This is a genomic window from Pseudomonas oryzihabitans (assembly GCF_032027545.1).
GTDB classification, from domain to species: domain Bacteria; phylum Pseudomonadota; class Gammaproteobacteria; order Pseudomonadales; family Pseudomonadaceae; genus Chryseomonas; species Chryseomonas oryzihabitans_F.
Genome location: NZ_JAVSJB010000011.1, coordinates 49,918 through 64,679, shown reverse-complemented (window position 1 = coordinate 64,679; position 14,762 = coordinate 49,918). Strand labels below are relative to the sequence as shown.

Below are 14,762 nucleotides of genomic sequence, written 5' to 3'. Positions count from 1 at the left end.
GGTGTCCGCGAGGAACACCGGGGTTCGGGCTCGGCCGTAAGGCCTAAGCGGTTCTTACATCATGCCGCCCATGCCACCCATGCCGCCCATGTCGGGCATGGCCGGGGCTGCGTCGTCTTTCGGCAGCTCAGCCACGATGGCTTCGGTGGTGATCAGCAGACCGGCGATGGACGAAGCAGCCTGCAGCGCGCTGCGGGTCACCTTGGCCGGGTCGATGATGCCGAATTCCAGCATGTCGCCGTATTCGCCGGTAGCGGCGTTGTAGCCGTAGTTGCCGCTGCCTTGCTTGACCTTGTCCAGCACGACGGAGGCTTCGTCACCGGCGTTGGTCACGATCTGGCGCAGGGGCGCTTCGACGGCGCGACGCAGGATGTTAATACCGGCGTTCTGCTCTTCGTTGATGCCTTTCAGATCCTTCAGAGCATCCAGGGCACGCACCAGGGCGACACCGCCACCAGGCACCACGCCTTCTTCCACCGCAGCGCGGGTAGCGTGCAGGGCGTCTTCCACGCGGGCTTTCTTCTCTTTCATCTCGACTTCGGTGGCAGCGCCAACCTTGATCACGGCAACACCGCCGGCCAGTTTGGCCAGACGCTCTTGCAGCTTCTCTTTGTCGTAGTCGGAAGAGGTTTCTTCGACCTGGGCACGGATCTGCTTGATCCGCGCCTGGATGTCAGCCTCGACGCCAGCGCCGTCGATGACGGTGGTGTTTTCCTTGTTCAGGACCACGCGCTTGGCTTGACCCAGGTGCTCCAGGGTGGTGCTTTCCAGGCTCAGGCCGACTTCTTCGGAGATGACGGTACCGCCGGTCAGGATGGCGATGTCCTGCAGCATGGCCTTGCGACGATCACCGAAGCCGGGCGCCTTGACGGCGGCGACCTTGACGATACCGCGCATGTTGTTGACCACCAGGGTAGCCAGGGCTTCGCCTTCGACGTCTTCGGCGACGATCAGCAGCGGGCGACCGGCCTTGGCGACGGCTTCCAGCACCGGCAGCAGTTCGCGGATGTTGGAGATCTTCTTGTCGACCAGCAGCAGCAGCGGGCTGTCCAGCTCGGCGGACATGGTGTCGGGCTTGTTGATGAAGTAGGGCGACAGGTAGCCACGGTCGAACTGCATGCCTTCGACGACGGACAGTTCGTTTTCCAGGCCCGAGCCTTCTTCGACGGTGATGACGCCTTCTTTACCGACCTTCTCCATGGCTTCAGCAATGATGTTGCCGATGCTCTCGTCGGAGTTGGCGGAGATGGTGCCTACCTGGGCGATGGCCTTGCTGTCGGCGCAGGGCTTGGACAGGTTCTTCAGCTCGGCGACGACGGCGGCGGTGGCCTTGTCGATGCCGCGCTTCAGGTCCATCGGGTTCAGGCCGGCGGCCACGGACTTCAGGCCTTCGGTGACGATGGCCTGGGCCAGTACGGTGGCGGTGGTGGTGCCGTCGCCGGCCGCGTCGTTGGCCTTGGAGGCCACGTCTTTCACCAGTTGGGCGCCGATGTTCTCGATGCGATCCTTGAGTTCGATCTCCTTGGCGACGGATACGCCGTCCTTGGTGATCAGGGGAGCACCGAAGCTACGCTCCAGAACCACGTTGCGGCCTTTCGGGCCCAGGGTGGCCTTGACGGCGTCGGCCAGGGTGTTGACACCGGTCAGCAGCTTCTTGCGCGCGGAATCACCGAATTTGACGTCTTTTGCAGCCATGTTCTGTTTCCTCTAAGAAATTCGAAAAGTGAGCGGGGATCAGCCTTCGATGACAGCCAGGATTTCGGACTCGGCCATCACCAGCAGTTCTTCGCCATCGACCTTGATGGCATTGCTGCCGGAATAGGGACCGAAAACCACTTTGTCACCCACTTTTACTGCCGGAGCCCGGACATCGCCGTTGTCCAGCACGCGTCCAGTGCCTACGGCAACCACTTCACCGCGGTTCGGCTTCTCGGCAGCCGAGCCCGGCAGCACGATGCCGCCAGCGGATTTGGTCTCTTCTTCGCTGCGACGGATCACAACGCGATCATGCAGAGGACGAAGCGCCATTGTCGTATCTCCCAAAGTTCTAAGTGTTTCCAGCGCCGATGACTGCATCGGCAGTTTGTTTTTACCGGCTGCGCCGGGTGCGGCCCGCCCGAGACGGACCGCGAAACCTGCTCGCCTTGCGGCGACAACCTTGCGGTGTCCGCTACATGAGGTTGTCGCCAGGCATTTCAAGGGCAACCCGCAAATTTTTTAGCGCTTTTGCTCGTCACGATGGACGACCTCGCCCTCGATCACCTCGGGACGATGGGGCGTGGACGGACCTGTGCCAGGCTGATGGCCCTGAGGCCCGGACGCGCGGCGTGTCACCCGGCCCAGCACCGCACCGAGCAAGGCTTTGCGGGTGACGGGCAGCAGGCAGATCAACGCCAGGAAATCGCTGATGAAGCCGGGGAAGATCAGCAGGGCACCGGCGATGGCCAGAGTCAGTCCCTGGACCACTTCCTGCTCGGGCATCTGCCCCTGGGCCAGGCGCATGCGGATGCGCCAGAGGGTGGTGAAACCGGCGATGCGCAGCAGGGCGACGCCGATGAGGAAGCTCAGCAGCAACAGGGCGAAGGTGGCGAGCACGCCGATTTCGCTGCCGATCTTGATGAGTACGGCCAGTTCCACAAAGGGGAACAGCAAGAAGAGTAAGGCGGTCACGCGCATCTGGGATCCTTCACGGTAGACACCGGTTGAAAGACGGGAGATGGAGGCGAGCACGCCGATTTCAAGGTCGGCACCAGGCAGCCGGCAGAAACGACAAGGCCGCGAAAGTCGCGGCCTTGAGGGTATTGCGGGCAGTCAGGGAAACATCGGGTTACCAGGAAACGCCGACACCCGCGGTGTACTCGGTCTGGTTGACGTTGCCCTCGGCGCCACTGGTCAGTTCCTTGGACGCCTTGAGGTTCAGGGACGCCCAGTTGGTGACCTTGTATCTCAGGCCGATGTCGCCATCGAAGGTCAGGTCGGCGGTGTTGTCCAGCGGCCGGCCGAGTTCGCCGGTGGTGAAGAACTGGATGGTCTGGCCATAGAGATACCGGTTGTAATCCCACTTCATGCTCGCCGAGAGGAAGTCGCTGGAACCCCCATCGCGATACTCGTAGCGGTTCTGGTTGAGCAGTCCGGTGAGCGAGAAGGCGCCCAGTTCGTTGTCCCAGAACTGGTAACCCGGACCGGTACCGATGATACGCTGCTTGGCCAGGTCCTGGATCCAGTCGCGCTTGTATTCGGCGCGGCCCTGCCAGAAGAATTTCTCGTCGAAGAAGCGATCCAGGGCGTATTGCAGATCGTACTTGCTGGTCGACACCACGTCGTCGGACTCGTAGCGGTCATAGCTGCCGTTGGCATTGTGCCGCCACATGCCATGCCGAGCCTGGGTCTTGAAGTCGATGTCGTACTTTTCGCTGTCCTGGGACGAGCTGATGTAGTCCAGGCCCGCGTCGATGTTGCCCTTCCAGGCGAAGTCACGCAGGAAGGGACGCGGTGGCACGATCTGGGTGATGCTCGCCAGCGGCACGGTCTGCTGGCCATCCGCGGTGTTCACCACCACCTGGCCGTCGTCGGCCGGCTTCAGGCTTTCCACCGGGAAATCGGGTTCGTACTTGCCGCGCTGGACGATCACGGGCTGGTCACGTTGCAGGGTCTTGATCTTGTCCCAGGACAGCGGAATGTTGCCGCCGTATTCGGTCTGCAGCAGCAGCTTCTTGCTGTCGAGCAGCTTGATGGTTCCGGTCAGGCGGTCGCCGTTCTTGAGCCAGACGGTGTCAGCGTGGGCGAAGGACATGAGCGACAGCAGCGCGAGCGAGGTAAGGAATCGAAAACGCATGGGCACCAGGACACCTTGGGTGGACTTGGGTGGAAAGGTAACGAAACGAGCGGGTGGCGATTATCCGGGTAGCCAGGCCTTGCGCAACAGCTCTTGGGTAAAAGTTGCGCAAGTTTTCGGAAATACCGGCTCAACGGCCGAGTGAATTGCCAGAAAGCGGACAGCTGACACGTTTCACTCCCACCGTAACCAAACTTTTCGGCACACTGGCACTCTTTCTCCGGCAGCAAGAGCATCATGCGCGACGCCCCCGACTCCGATCTCCGCCGCCAAGCGGTTTTCCAGGCTTTGGCCGCCATCCCCCCGGGGCGCGTGGCGAGCTACGGACAGGTGGCCGCGCTCGCCGGCCTGGGGCGCGGCGCACGCTGGGTAGGCTGGATACTGGGCCGGCTGCCCGCGGGCAGCGCCCTGCCCTGGCATCGGGTGATCGCCGCGGATGGCCGGCCGAGCCTGCCCCTGGACAGCCCATCGGGGCGGGAGCAGCGCGAGCGTCTGCGCGCCGAGGGCGTGATGCTGTACGAGGACCGGGTGGACATGCGTCGGTACCGGTGGAATCCAGCTGAGGGTGTCGAGTAGAGTGCGCGTTTTTTCCGAGCCCAAGGGCATGTTTGCACGTTTCTGGCGTGAAGCCGTCACCACCTACAGGTCCAGGGCCTGCCTGGCCATGCTGCTGCTGGGCTTCGCTGCCGGCCTACCGGCCATGCTGGTGTTCTCCACCCTCTCGGTGTGGCTGCGCGAGGCCGGGGTGAGTCGCGAGACCATCGGCTACGCCAGCTGGATCGGTCTGGCCTATGCCTTCAAATGGGTCTGGTCGCCCATGCTCGATCTCTGGAAGCTACCGCTGATCGGCAAGCTCGGGCGCCGTCGCTCCTGGCTGGTGCTGTCGCAGATCCTGGTAGGCCTGGGCCTGGTCGGCATGGCGTTGTGCAATCCGCAGCAGCACCTGGAACAGTTGATCGCCCTGGCCGTGCTGGTGGCCTTCGCCTCGGCGACCCAGGACATCGCGGTGGACGCCTATCGCCTGGAGATCGCCGACGACGAACGCCAGGCCGCCCTGGCCGCCTGCTACATGACCGGTTATCGCATCGCCGCCCTGCTGGCCAGCGCCGGAGCCCTGTTCCTCGCCGAGGAACTGGGCTCGTCGAAGTTGGATTACAGCCAGAGCGCCTGGGCCACCACCTATATGCTGTTCGCCCTGCTGGTCCTGCCGGGCCTGGTGACCAGCCTGATGATCCGCGAGCCGGTGCCGGTGGCGCCCATGGCCATGGCGGAATCGCGCTTCGGCTTCAATCACCAGCTGGTGGCGGTCGCCCTGTTGCTGGTGATGCTGATTTCCATCCCCGCCGCCATCAACGCCATCATCGCCCATGCCTGGCCGCGGGCGCTGCTCTACGGGCTGTTCATCCTCGGCTGCCTGTCGCCCTGGGGGCGCTACTGCTCCAAGCCGCTGAGCGACCTGCTGCGCCGCATGCGCCAGCCCCTGCGACTGCGCGATGCGGTCAACGCCGAGGAGTTGCCGCGCTTCGACTTCGTGCACCAGATGGTCTCGGTGATCCTGTTGATCGTGCTCATCGTCGCCGTCACCGGCGGCCTCTCGGCCCTGGCCGGTGGCTACTGGCCGCGCGGCCTGATGTACGCCCTGATCGCCTGGCTCTGCCTCACCGCGCCCGGTCGCCGGCTGATGGCGCCGGTGCTGACGCCGATCACCGAATTCATCCAGCGCTACCAGTGGCAGGCGCTGCTGCTGCTCGGGCTGATCTCCACCTATCGCCTGTCGGACACGGTGATGGGGGTGATGGCCAGCGTCTTCTATATCGACGTGGGCTACAGCAAGGAAACCATCGCCGGCGTGAGCAAGATCTTCGGGGTGTTCATGACCCTGCTGGGCGCGGGCCTGGGTGGGGTGCTGATCACCCGGGTGGGCATCCTGCCGATCCTCTTCGTCGGCGGCGCCGCCTCGGCCCTGACCAACCTGCTGTTCGTGGTGATCGCCGCCACCGGCGCCAATGTGCCGTTGCTGATTGCCACCATCTGCGCCGACAACATCAGTGGCGGCATGGCCACCTCAGCCTTCGTCGCCTACCTGTCGAGCCTGACCAACCTGAGGTTCTCGGCCACCCAGTACGCCATGCTCAGCTCGCTGATGCTGCTCCTGCCGCGACTGCTGGGCGGTTACTCCGGTGCCTTGGTGGAGCACGTTGGCTACAGCTCCTTCTTCTCGCTGACGGCGCTGATGGGCATTCCCACCCTGCTGCTGATCGCGGTGCTCTGGCTGCGCCAGCGACGCACCCCACTGGCGAGCGGCTCCTCCAGCGGCGGCAACTGAGGCGGCCGATAGCCGCCTCAGCCCGGCCTAGGCCTCGCCGCGTGCTGCCGCCGCGGCACGCTCGTCGCCCTTGTCATCGAGCACCTTGACCACCCGACTGGGCAGCGCGATGTCGATGCCCTCGGCGCGCAGCCGGTCACGGATCTGCTCGTTGAAGGTGAACTGGGTGCCCCAGAAATCGCTGTTGGCGGTCCAGCAGCGCAGCGACACGGTGATGAAGGTCTCACCCAGCCCCGCTACCACGATGGCCGGTGCCGGGGTGTCCAGCACCCGCGGGTCCTTGGCCATGTCGGCCAGCACCTGCTTGGCCTTCTGCAGGTCGGCGTCGTAGCCCACCTTGACGTCGAAGACGATCTGCCGGGTGGTCTGCCGCGACTGGTTGGTGATGATGCCGTTGGACAGATTGCCGTTGGGGATGGTGACGGTCTTGTTGTCGCCGGTACGCAGCACTGTGTGGAAGATCTGGATGGAATCCACGGTGCCCTGCACGCCCTGGGCCTCGATGTAGTCACCGATCTTGAAGGGGCGGAACAGCAGGATCAACACCCCGCCGGCGAAGTTGGCCAGGCTGCCCTGCAGCGACAGGCCGATGGCCAAACTGGCCGCACCGAGGGCGGCGACGAAGGAGGTGGTGGCGATGCCGATCATGGAGGCGACGCTGATCACCAGCATCACCTTGAGGCCGATGTTGACCAGGGTCACCACGAAGGTTTCCAAGGCCTGGTCCATATGCCGTGCGGTGAACAGCGCGGCCAGGCGTCCGGTCAGGCGATTGATGATCCACCAGCCGATCCACAGGGTGATCAGGGCCAGGACCACGTTGCCGCAGTACTGCAGGATGACCGGTAGCCAGGCGGTGAACGCCGTCAGCAGGTGATCGGTCTGGGCACTAAAATCCATCGTCTACCTCTCCACGCACAGGAAAAAATCGGGCGCGGCGCCAGGGCCACGCCTTACCTGCGACGGACGGTAGCTCCAGAGGTTCCGAAATCCGCCTCAGTCGCGGAAGTTGTCGAACTGCAGCGGCATGCCCAGGGACTGGGTGCGCAGCAGGGCGATGACTTCCTGCAATTCATCGCGCTTCTTGCCGGTGACGCGGACCTGTTCGCCCTGGATGGCGGCCTGGACCTTGATCTTGCTGTCCTTGATCAGGGCGACGATCTTCTTCGCCAGCTCCTTGTCGATGCCTTCGCGCAGGGTCGTCTCCTGCTTCACGGTCTTGCCGGAGGCGTAGGCATCCTTGACCTCCAGGCACTGGACGTCGATCTTGCGCTTGGCTAGGTTCACCTTGAGGATCTCCAGCATCTGTTCGAGCTGGAAGTCGGCCTCGGCGGTCAGGGTCACGCTGAGGTCCTTGACTTCGAAGCTGCCCTTGCCGCGCAGGTCGTAGCGGCGGTCGAGCTCCTTGACGGCGTTGTCCACGGCGTTGGTGACTTCGTGCTTGTCCAGCTCCGATACCACGTCGAAGGAAGGCATGGGTTTTCTCCTGGGTTGCGATGGGGCAGCCTTGACGCTGCAGCCTGACCGACCATTATAACGACTGGCCCTCTTCCTCAGGAATCCTGACCATGCCCCGGGAATCGCTACTGGAGTCAAAGCTGTGAGCTGGCACGTGCTGGGCGCCGGCAGTCTGGGCGGTCTCTGGGCGGCGCGGCTGTTCCGCGGCGGCGAGCCGGTGCGGCTGATCCTGCGGGATCGCACACGCCTGGCGCAGTACCGCGCCGGCGGCGGACTGCACCTCACCGAGGGCGATACCACCAGCCTCTATCCCCTGCCCGCCGAGGCGCCCGACGCCGGCAATCCGATCCGTCGGCTGATCCTGGCCTGCAAGAGCTACGACGCCGAGGAGGCCATCGCCAGCGTCGCTGCGCGCCTGGAGCCCGACGCCGAGATCCTGCTGCTACAGAACGGCCTCGGCAGCCAGGATGCCGTGGCGGCGCGAGTCCCGCGGGCGCGTTGCCTGAGGGCCAGCACCACCGAAGGCGCCTTTCGCGAGACCGACTTCCACGTGGTGGCGGCCGGCGCCGGCCAGACCTGGGTCGGTGACCAGCTCGGCAGCCAGTCGCCGCCGCCTTGGTTGGCCACCCTCGCCGCGCTGGGCATTCCCGTGCACTGGACGGACGACATCGACGCCCGCCTATGGCGCAAGCTGGCGATCAATTGCGCCATCAATCCGCTGACGGTGCTCTATCGCTGCCGCAACGGAGAGCTGCGCCAGCACGCCGCCGAGGTCGACGACCTGTGCAGCGAGCTGGCGGCGCTGCTGGAAGCCATGGGCCTGGCGCCAGCCGCCCAGGGCCTGCGACAGGAGGTGGAGGCGGTAATAATGGCAACCGCCAACAACCGATCGTCGATGCTGCAGGACGTGGAACGTGCCCAGCGCACCGAAGTGAGCTACCTGCTCGGCCATGCCCTGCCCATCGCCCAGCGCCTGCGCCTGCCGGTGCCGCAACTGGAGGCCCTGCACCAGCGCCTGCGGGCGCGCCTGGAGGAGCGTGGATTGCCCGTGGACTAGCTGCGGGCTACCCTGCCCGTCCCCTCGCTGGAACGGCTGCGCCATGATCCTCGCCAAACGCCTGAAGAATCTCCCGGTCGGCCGCAAGTTGCTGGCCGCCCTGCTGGTGATGATGATCGCGGTGCTGGTGGTGGCCAACGTGACCTTCATCAGCGCCGCCTACTGGATCTCCCAGGAAAGCGTGGCGCCCCAGGCCTTGCAGACCCTCGGCCGACTGTTCGCCAGTCCAGTGCTGAGCCGCGAGGTGCTGGCCTCGCCGGCGGCGGCCGAAACCCAGCTGCACCAGCTGGACGGCTACGCGCCGCTGCGCCTGGCGGTGGTCTACGACAGCCAGGGACAGCGCTTGGCCGAATTGCACAACGGCGACCGACTGCAGGTACCCGAGCGCTTCGAGGAGTTGCAGACCTGGCGCCTGCGCGAATTCCGCACCAATCTGCTGGTAGAATTGCCCAATCCCGGCAGCCCCCCCGGCCATCTGCTGCTGGTGGCCAGCAGCGAACTGCCGGGGGCCTTCTACCGTGGCACCCTGACCGCCAGCCTGGCCATCCTGACCTTCAGTATCCTGCTCTGGCTGGTGGTGGCGCGGCAGATCAAGAGACTCATCACCCTGCCGATCCGGGAACTGGAAGAACTCTCGCGCCAGGTGACCCGCGAGGAGAACTATTCGTTGCGCGCCAGCAAGGGCAGCGAGGACGAGCTGGGGCGCCTGGCGGAGTCCTTCAACACCATGCTCGGCCGTATCCAGGGCCGCGAACAGCAACTCAAGCGCGCCCGCGACGATGCCCAGTACGCGGTGCTGCAGGCGCAGAGCCTGGCCGAGGAGACGCGCCGCTCCAACCGCAAGCTGGAGCTGGAGGTGCAGGTCCGCGGCAAGATCGAGAAGAAGCTCACCGGCTTCCAGAACTACCTCAACAGCATCATCGACTCCATGCCCTCGGCGCTGATCGCCGTGGACGAGCAGTTCTACGTCACCCAGTGGAACCAGGAAGCCACCCACCTCTCCGGCACCCAGTTGGACGAAGCCCTGAACCAGCCGGTGTTCCTCGCCTTTCCCTCGCTCAAGCCCTTCCTGCCACAGCTGAGCCGCACCGCCGAACTGCTGCGGGTGGAAAAGGTGGAACGAGTGACCTGGGCGCTGACCGACACCCCGCGCCACTACACCCTGACCTTCTACCCGCTGATGGGCGGCGCCGGCCGCGGCGTGGTGATCCGCATCGACGACATCACCCAGCGGCTGAACATGGAAGAGATGATGGTGCAGTCGGAAAAGATGCTCTCGGTGGGCGGCCTCGCCGCCGGCATGGCCCACGAGATCAACAACCCCCTGGGTGCCATCCTGCACAACGTGCAGAACATCCGCCGCCGACTGTCGCCGGAGCTGCCGAAGAATATGGAGCAGGCCGCCGAGTCGGGCGTGGAGCTCAATGCGGTGAACTGCTACCTGGAGAGCCGGCAGATCCCGCGACTGCTGGACGGCATCCACCAGGCCGGCAGCCGTGCGGCCAAGATCGTCAGCCACATGCTCGCCTTCAGCCGCCGCAGCCACCGCAAGATGGAGGCCAGCGAACTGCCGCCGCTGATCGACCAAGCCATCGAGATCGCCGGCAACGACTTCGACCTGGCCGAGGGCTTCGACTTCCGCACCCTGTCCATCATTCGTGAATTCGATCCGACCCTGGGGCCAGTGCCGGTGATCGCCAACGAGCTGGAGCAGGTGCTGCTCAACCTGCTGAAGAACGCCGCCCAGGCCATCCACCTGCGCGATGACGAGGAAGAAGGCGAATACGGTCGCATCACCCTGCGCACCAAGTTGCGCGGCGGCTGGGCGGAGATCCAGGTGGAGGACAACGGCATCGGCATCCCCGAAGACATCTGCAAGCGCATCTTCGAGCCCTTCTTCACCACCAAGGAAGTGGGCCAGGGCACCGGCCTGGGGCTGTCGGTGTCGTACTTCATCATCACCAACAACCACAAGGGGCAGATGGAGGTGCATTCCACGCCCGGCGTAGGGACCTGCTTCACCCTGCGCCTGCCCCTCGTCCAGGCCGATTTCGACGCGGCCTAGGACCTGATCAGGAGCAGCGCCATGGGTTTTCGCCTCACCGAGATCTACACCCGCCAGGGCGACGCCGGCGACACCGGCCTCGCCGACGGCAGCCGAGTGCCCAAGGACCATCCGCGCATCGAAGCCATCGGCGCGGTGGACGAACTCAACAGCGCGCTGGGCCTGCTGCTCGCCGACCTGGCCGAAGACGCGCGCCTGGCCGAGGTGAGCGAGGCCCTGGCGCCCTGCCAGCACCGGTTGTTCGATCTCGGCGGCGAGCTGGCCATGCCCAGCTATCGCGCCCTGCAGCCGGTGGAAATCGAGCGTCTGGAGCAGGCCATCGATTACTGGAACGCCGAACTGGGTCCGCTGGAGAACTTCATCCTGCCCGGTGGCTCCCGCGCCGTGGCCCAGGCCCATGTCTGCCGCACCCTGGCGCGCAGTGCCGAACGCCGCTGCCGCAGCCTGCACGCGGTCGAGCCGCTGGAAGGCCAGGGCCTGGCCTATCTCAATCGCCTGTCCGACCTGCTGTTCGTCGCCGCGCGCATCGTCGCCCGACGCCAGGGGGTGAGCGAGGTGCTCTGGCAGGCTGCGCGGCCATGAGCAGCGCGCCCACCGCGCCACCCCCGCGTCGCCACGAGGGCCTGCTGGCGCTCTGGGACGGCCTGATCCTGATCCTGGTCTGCGTCAACCTGGCGCTGATCCTGTTCGACAGCCTCTATGCCCTGGGGCCGCTCAATCTCGCCCTGGCTTCACTCTTACCGGGCTTCCACGCCTTCTATGGCGAACGTATCCACGCCCACTTCACCAGTATCGACCTGGTGTTCGTCGCCTTCTTCATCGCCGACGTGCTGCTCGGCTGGCTGGTGGCGGTGGTCGAGCGGCGCCATGCCCGCTGGTATCACTATCCCTTCATCCACTGGTACGACGTGCTCGGTTGCATCCCCCTGGGCGGCTTCCGCCTGCTGCGGGCGCTGCGCATCATCTCGCTGCTGCTGCGCCTGCAGCGCCTGGGGCTGATCGACATGCGCCACTGGCGGCCCTACCGGCTGTTCGATCACTACTACCAGTTGCTCATGGAAGACCTGTCGGACCGGGTGATGATCAAGATCTGCGGCGAGTTGCAGGACGAGTTGAATACCCGTGACGACTTCTCCCAAAACGTCATCGACCGGGTCATCCGCCCGCGCAAGCAACGGCTGATCGACGGCATGGCCCTGCGCATCCAGACGTTGGTGGAACAGGGCTACGCGCAGAATCGCGCGACCCTGGAGCGACTGGTAGGGGACGTGGTGCAGCGCGCGTTGGACGACAACCCCGATCTCGCCCGCCTCAAGCGGCTGCCCATGGGCGAGCGCCTGGCCGACACCCTCGACGGGGTGCTCACGGATATCGTCAACGGCCTGGTGCGGGAGGCGGCGGCCAGCCTGCGTACCCGTGACTTCCGCGCCCTGGCCAGTCGCCTGGCCGATCACGGCTTCGACCAGAGCCTGCCCAGCGGCGCCCAGGACAGTGCCCTGGACGACGTGCTGGTGGAAATCCTCGAGGTCTTCAAGCAGAAGGTCCTGCAGCGCCGGCTCGATCAGCTCGATGGCGAACTCTGGCCGCAGGAATGGCAACGTAGCGAGATCGATCCGCTCAACGCGCCCCGGCGCTGATCTGCTGCTGCAGGTTCTGCACCTGGCTCTGCAGGGTGGTGATGTTGCGCGTGGTCTGCAGGCGGAAGGCGTCGAATTCCTTGCTGTCCGGGCCGACCGGGCGGGCGTCCAGCTCGCTGCGCAGCACCAGTAGATCCTGCTGGACGTCGCCCAGTGCCTGGCTCTGGCCGCTCTGTTTCTTCAGCGTGGCGATGTCTGCCTGCAGCGCCTTGTTCTGGGCGTTCAGACTGGCCACCTGCTCGGCCAGGTTGCCGGCCTGGGCCACGCCGTTCTTCAGCGCGGCCTGCTCGTCGGCCAGCGCCTTCAGCCGCGTGTCCACCTCGGTACTGCCGGTCTGCACGGTCTGCACCGCCGTGGCGAGATTCTGCAGGCGATTGTCCTGGGCCTGCTGGTTGTCGGTCACGCCCTGTTGCTGCCGAGTGAGCTCGGCGACCTTGGTCTGCAGCGTCTTGACCTGCAGCAGCAAGGCCTCGCGGCTGGTGGTGCCGGAGGATTCGCTTTCCACCAGCTTGCCGGAGATGTCTCGCAGGCGGCCCTGGGCATCCTCGCTGATGCGGGCGAAGTTTTCCTGGGTGGCCACCACCTGCTCCTGCATCAGCAGCAGTTGCTGGTGACTCCACCAGGCGACGCCGGCCAGCGCCAGGGTCAGAGCGGCGACCAGCACCCACAGCGGCGCGGTGGAGGGGCTGCGACGAGGCGAACGGGAGTGCCTGGCGGCAGGCTCACGATAGGTGTCGTCGGGATCGACCGGCTGGCGACCGACGGGGCGGCGATCATCACGCTCCGGCGTCAGACTCGGTACGTTGTCCATTTCATCGAGAAGATCGTTGCGCATGGCAGACCTGTGAGCAAAGGCGGGAAGACGAAATCGCGGCCAGTATAGCGGTCGTCACGACCAGCGCGCGGTAGCCGGCTGGGGCTTTCATTACGGGATCGTGCACCGAAACGCAGTCTGCGTCGATATCACTGCGCCATCACGGCGCAGGGTCAGCCGCTGTAGCTATTACCGAGCCCGCTTTTCCTGACGATAGCGCTATTGGTATGTGCTTTGCGTCACAAACTACCTCAAGCCAAACGGGAGGTGAGCATGGAATACAGCAAGGCATTCTTCGATTGCCTCGGCGCACTGCGTCGTCGACTGCGGCAGGAGCAAGGCCTGGTGATTCGCTTCGACGAGGCCGAGGCGGTTTCGCGAATGCTGGCGGCCAGCCAGGCCTCGGACGACCCTGAAACCCGTGAACTCGGCGAGCGCCTGGCGAGGCTGAGCGGCTTGGTGCCGGTGGTGGCCCCGCTACCGTCCGTGGCGGAGACGGCGGGCTCGACCTATGTCAGCCAGGAATTTCTCGCGGCCACCCGCCGCTACACCGGTCCGCTGCGCGGCTGACGCTGAACCGGACGATATTCCTCCAACGCCGCCCAGCAGCCGGCCTCTGGGCGAAAGCCGAAGGCCTCCTGGGCGGCGCGGACATCGAGGGTGAAGGGGCGATCCAGTAGTTCGGGCCAGCGCGCCTCCTGGCGCGGGGTGCGCAATCGCGCATAGAGCGCGCGCGGACTAAAGGCCGGCGCCTGGGTCACCGCCGGCAGCTCGAAGCGCCGCAGCAGGAAGTTGATGGCATCCCAGCACACCAGCGGCTGGCCGTCGCTGAGGTTGAACACCTTGCCACTCGCGGCCGCGGGCTGCTCCAGCAGCAGCGTCACCAGCGCCTGGCGCAGGCTGGCGGCGCTGGTGAAGTCCCAGCGATTGAGGCCGTTGCCACGGCGCCAGAGTTGCTTGGCCTTGGCGCGTTCGAGCAGCCAGCGCGCCCAGTCACGGTCGGCCAGGCCAAGCACCTGCGCCGGACGCAGCACCGTCACCTGAGGGCCGAATTCCCCGGCGGCCAGCGCCAGGCGCTCCAGTTGCAAGCGCAACTGGGCCTCGACGCCGCGGGGCTTGATCGGCACCTGGTCTTCCTTGAGCCCTTCGCCGCCGCCTTCGTAGACCCGGGCGGAAGAGACGTAGACGAACTGGGCCACCCGCTGCTGCAGGCAGGCTTCGATCAATACATGGCCCTGGCTCAGGGCCGCGGTGGGCGGTACGCCCGCCACGTCGGCGCAATGGGCGATGGCGTCGATATCGTCGCACAGGGCCACCACCTGCTCGGGCTGGTCGAGCAGCGCCGGACGATACTCGGCGCCACGCTCGACCAGGGCGTCGAGGGTCGCGCCAGGTCGTCCGTGCACCCGCACCAACTGGCCACGGTCGAGCAGATCGCAGGCCAGGCCTGCCCCGAGCGCTTCGCTGGCGCCCGTGATCAAGATACGCATGTCGCTAGGATTCCCCAAAAGGTGCCGCGGCCGCGCCGTGGCGACCGGGCGGCCAGTGTAACCAAAGCCCCGGACGGGCG

At 65.6% G+C, this 14,762-nt stretch carries 15 protein-coding genes; 7 read left to right on the top strand and 8 right to left on the bottom strand.

Annotated features, from left to right (window positions below; translation table 11 throughout):
* Positions 1 to 54: 54 nt before the first annotated feature.
* From groL to RND78_RS18210, 4 genes are all read right to left on the bottom strand, one after another.
* Positions 55 to 1,695 (bottom strand): chaperonin GroEL, encoded by a 1,641-nt coding sequence (groL, locus tag RND78_RS18225; protein ID WP_312730947.1) that lies wholly within the window; start codon positions 1,693 to 1,695, stop codon positions 55 to 57.
* 39 nt (positions 1,696 to 1,734) lie between these two features.
* Positions 1,735 to 2,028 (bottom strand): co-chaperone GroES, encoded by a 294-nt coding sequence (locus RND78_RS18220; protein WP_007161933.1) that lies wholly within the window; start codon positions 2,026 to 2,028, stop codon positions 1,735 to 1,737.
* A gap of 189 nt (positions 2,029 to 2,217) precedes the next feature.
* Entirely contained in the window at positions 2,218 to 2,676 is a 459-nt protein-coding gene (locus RND78_RS18215) for an FxsA family protein (protein ID WP_312730945.1), read from the bottom strand.
* A gap of 151 nt (positions 2,677 to 2,827) precedes the next feature.
* Positions 2,828 to 3,835 carry a DUF481 domain-containing protein gene (locus tag RND78_RS18210; protein ID WP_312730943.1) on the bottom strand — a complete coding sequence of 336 codons (1,008 nt, stop codon included), beginning with the start codon at positions 3,833 to 3,835 and terminating at the stop codon, positions 2,828 to 2,830.
* Between the two features lie 237 nt (positions 3,836 to 4,072).
* Here RND78_RS18210 and RND78_RS18205 point away from each other — a divergent pair, with 237 nt between their 5' ends.
* A complete protein-coding gene (locus RND78_RS18205) occupies positions 4,073 to 4,411 on the top strand; it encodes an MGMT family protein (RefSeq protein WP_312730942.1) in 339 nt (112 codons plus the stop codon).
* 28 nt (positions 4,412 to 4,439) lie between these two features.
* On the top strand, positions 4,440 to 6,161 hold the full coding sequence (locus RND78_RS18200; protein WP_312730941.1) for an AmpG family muropeptide MFS transporter: 1,722 nt from the start codon (positions 4,440 to 4,442) through the stop codon (positions 6,159 to 6,161).
* Positions 6,162 to 6,188: 27 nt separating this feature from the next.
* Here RND78_RS18200 and RND78_RS18195 read toward each other — a convergent pair whose 3' ends face one another.
* Together RND78_RS18195 and RND78_RS18190 are read right to left on the bottom strand one after the other, a co-directional pair.
* The gene (locus RND78_RS18195; protein WP_312730939.1) at positions 6,189 to 7,061 is read right to left on the bottom strand and encodes a mechanosensitive ion channel family protein; all 873 of its coding nucleotides are present in this window, start codon (positions 7,059 to 7,061) and stop codon (positions 6,189 to 6,191) included.
* A gap of 96 nt (positions 7,062 to 7,157) precedes the next feature.
* Positions 7,158 to 7,637, bottom strand: coding sequence for a YajQ family cyclic di-GMP-binding protein (locus RND78_RS18190; RefSeq protein ID WP_059225930.1), 480 nt, complete (start codon positions 7,635 to 7,637; stop codon positions 7,158 to 7,160).
* Positions 7,638 to 7,761: 124 nt separating this feature from the next.
* Between RND78_RS18190 and RND78_RS18185 the strand changes: the two genes are divergently transcribed.
* Genes RND78_RS18185 through RND78_RS18170 form a run of 4 tightly spaced genes read left to right on the top strand, consistent with a single transcriptional unit; the run spans position 7,762 to position 12,378 of the window.
* On the top strand, positions 7,762 to 8,676 hold the full coding sequence (locus RND78_RS18185) for a putative 2-dehydropantoate 2-reductase (protein WP_312730934.1): 915 nt from the start codon (positions 7,762 to 7,764) through the stop codon (positions 8,674 to 8,676).
* Positions 8,677 to 8,719: 43 nt separating this feature from the next.
* Positions 8,720 to 10,741, top strand: a complete 2,022-nt coding sequence (locus RND78_RS18180) for an ATP-binding protein (RefSeq protein ID WP_312730932.1) — start codon at positions 8,720 to 8,722, stop codon at positions 10,739 to 10,741.
* A 21-nt stretch (positions 10,742 to 10,762) separates the two neighbouring features.
* The gene (locus RND78_RS18175) at positions 10,763 to 11,323 is read left to right on the top strand and encodes a cob(I)yrinic acid a,c-diamide adenosyltransferase (protein WP_312730930.1); all 561 of its coding nucleotides are present in this window, start codon (positions 10,763 to 10,765) and stop codon (positions 11,321 to 11,323) included.
* Positions 11,320 to 12,378 carry an ion transporter gene (locus tag RND78_RS18170; protein ID WP_312730929.1) on the top strand — a complete coding sequence of 353 codons (1,059 nt, stop codon included), beginning with the start codon at positions 11,320 to 11,322 and terminating at the stop codon, positions 12,376 to 12,378. Before RND78_RS18175 ends, RND78_RS18170 begins: the two co-directional genes overlap by 4 nt.
* Here the strand turns inward: RND78_RS18170 and RND78_RS18165 are convergent.
* Positions 12,359 to 13,213, bottom strand: coding sequence for an ATPase (locus tag RND78_RS18165; protein ID WP_312730927.1), 855 nt, complete (start codon positions 13,211 to 13,213; stop codon positions 12,359 to 12,361). The genes RND78_RS18170 and RND78_RS18165 overlap by 20 nt on opposite strands.
* A 252-nt stretch (positions 13,214 to 13,465) precedes the next feature.
* Between RND78_RS18165 and RND78_RS18160 the strand changes: the two genes are divergently transcribed.
* Complete coding sequence (locus RND78_RS18160) at positions 13,466 to 13,762, top strand: hypothetical protein (protein ID WP_312730926.1); 297 nt, start codon at positions 13,466 to 13,468, stop codon at positions 13,760 to 13,762.
* Here the strand turns inward: RND78_RS18160 and RND78_RS18155 are convergent.
* Positions 13,738 to 14,682 carry an NAD(P)-dependent oxidoreductase gene (locus RND78_RS18155; RefSeq protein ID WP_312730924.1) on the bottom strand — a complete coding sequence of 315 codons (945 nt, stop codon included), beginning with the start codon at positions 14,680 to 14,682 and terminating at the stop codon, positions 13,738 to 13,740. The genes RND78_RS18160 and RND78_RS18155 overlap by 25 nt on opposite strands.
* Positions 14,683 to 14,762: the final 80 nt, after the last annotated feature.

Excerpts from the sequence above, each read along its gene's own strand:
- RND78_RS18195 (WP_312730939.1), bottom strand. The coding sequence starts at position 7,061 with ATGGATTTTAGTGCCCAGACCGATCACCTGCTGACGGCGTTCACCGCC.
- RND78_RS18155 (WP_312730924.1), bottom strand. The coding sequence starts at position 14,682 with ATGCGTATCTTGATCACGGGCGCCAGCGAAGCGCTCGGGGCAGGCCTG.
- groL (WP_312730947.1), bottom strand. The coding sequence starts at position 1,695 with ATGGCTGCAAAAGACGTCAAATTCGGTGATTCCGCGCGCAAGAAGCTG.
- RND78_RS18205 (WP_312730942.1), top strand. The coding sequence starts at position 4,073 with ATGCGCGACGCCCCCGACTCCGATCTCCGCCGCCAAGCGGTTTTCCAG.
- RND78_RS18210 (WP_312730943.1), bottom strand. The coding sequence starts at position 3,835 with ATGCGTTTTCGATTCCTTACCTCGCTCGCGCTGCTGTCGCTCATGTCC.
- RND78_RS18160 (WP_312730926.1), top strand. The coding sequence starts at position 13,466 with ATGGAATACAGCAAGGCATTCTTCGATTGCCTCGGCGCACTGCGTCGT.
- RND78_RS18175 (WP_312730930.1), top strand. The coding sequence starts at position 10,763 with ATGGGTTTTCGCCTCACCGAGATCTACACCCGCCAGGGCGACGCCGGC.
- RND78_RS18215 (WP_312730945.1), bottom strand. The coding sequence starts at position 2,676 with ATGCGCGTGACCGCCTTACTCTTCTTGCTGTTCCCCTTTGTGGAACTG.
- RND78_RS18170 (WP_312730929.1), top strand. The coding sequence starts at position 11,320 with ATGAGCAGCGCGCCCACCGCGCCACCCCCGCGTCGCCACGAGGGCCTG.
- RND78_RS18200 (WP_312730941.1), top strand. The coding sequence starts at position 4,440 with ATGTTTGCACGTTTCTGGCGTGAAGCCGTCACCACCTACAGGTCCAGG.
- RND78_RS18180 (WP_312730932.1), top strand. The coding sequence starts at position 8,720 with ATGATCCTCGCCAAACGCCTGAAGAATCTCCCGGTCGGCCGCAAGTTG.
- RND78_RS18165 (WP_312730927.1), bottom strand. The coding sequence starts at position 13,213 with ATGCGCAACGATCTTCTCGATGAAATGGACAACGTACCGAGTCTGACG.
- RND78_RS18190 (WP_059225930.1), bottom strand. The coding sequence starts at position 7,637 with ATGCCTTCCTTCGACGTGGTATCGGAGCTGGACAAGCACGAAGTCACC.
- RND78_RS18220 (WP_007161933.1), bottom strand. The coding sequence starts at position 2,028 with ATGGCGCTTCGTCCTCTGCATGATCGCGTTGTGATCCGTCGCAGCGAA.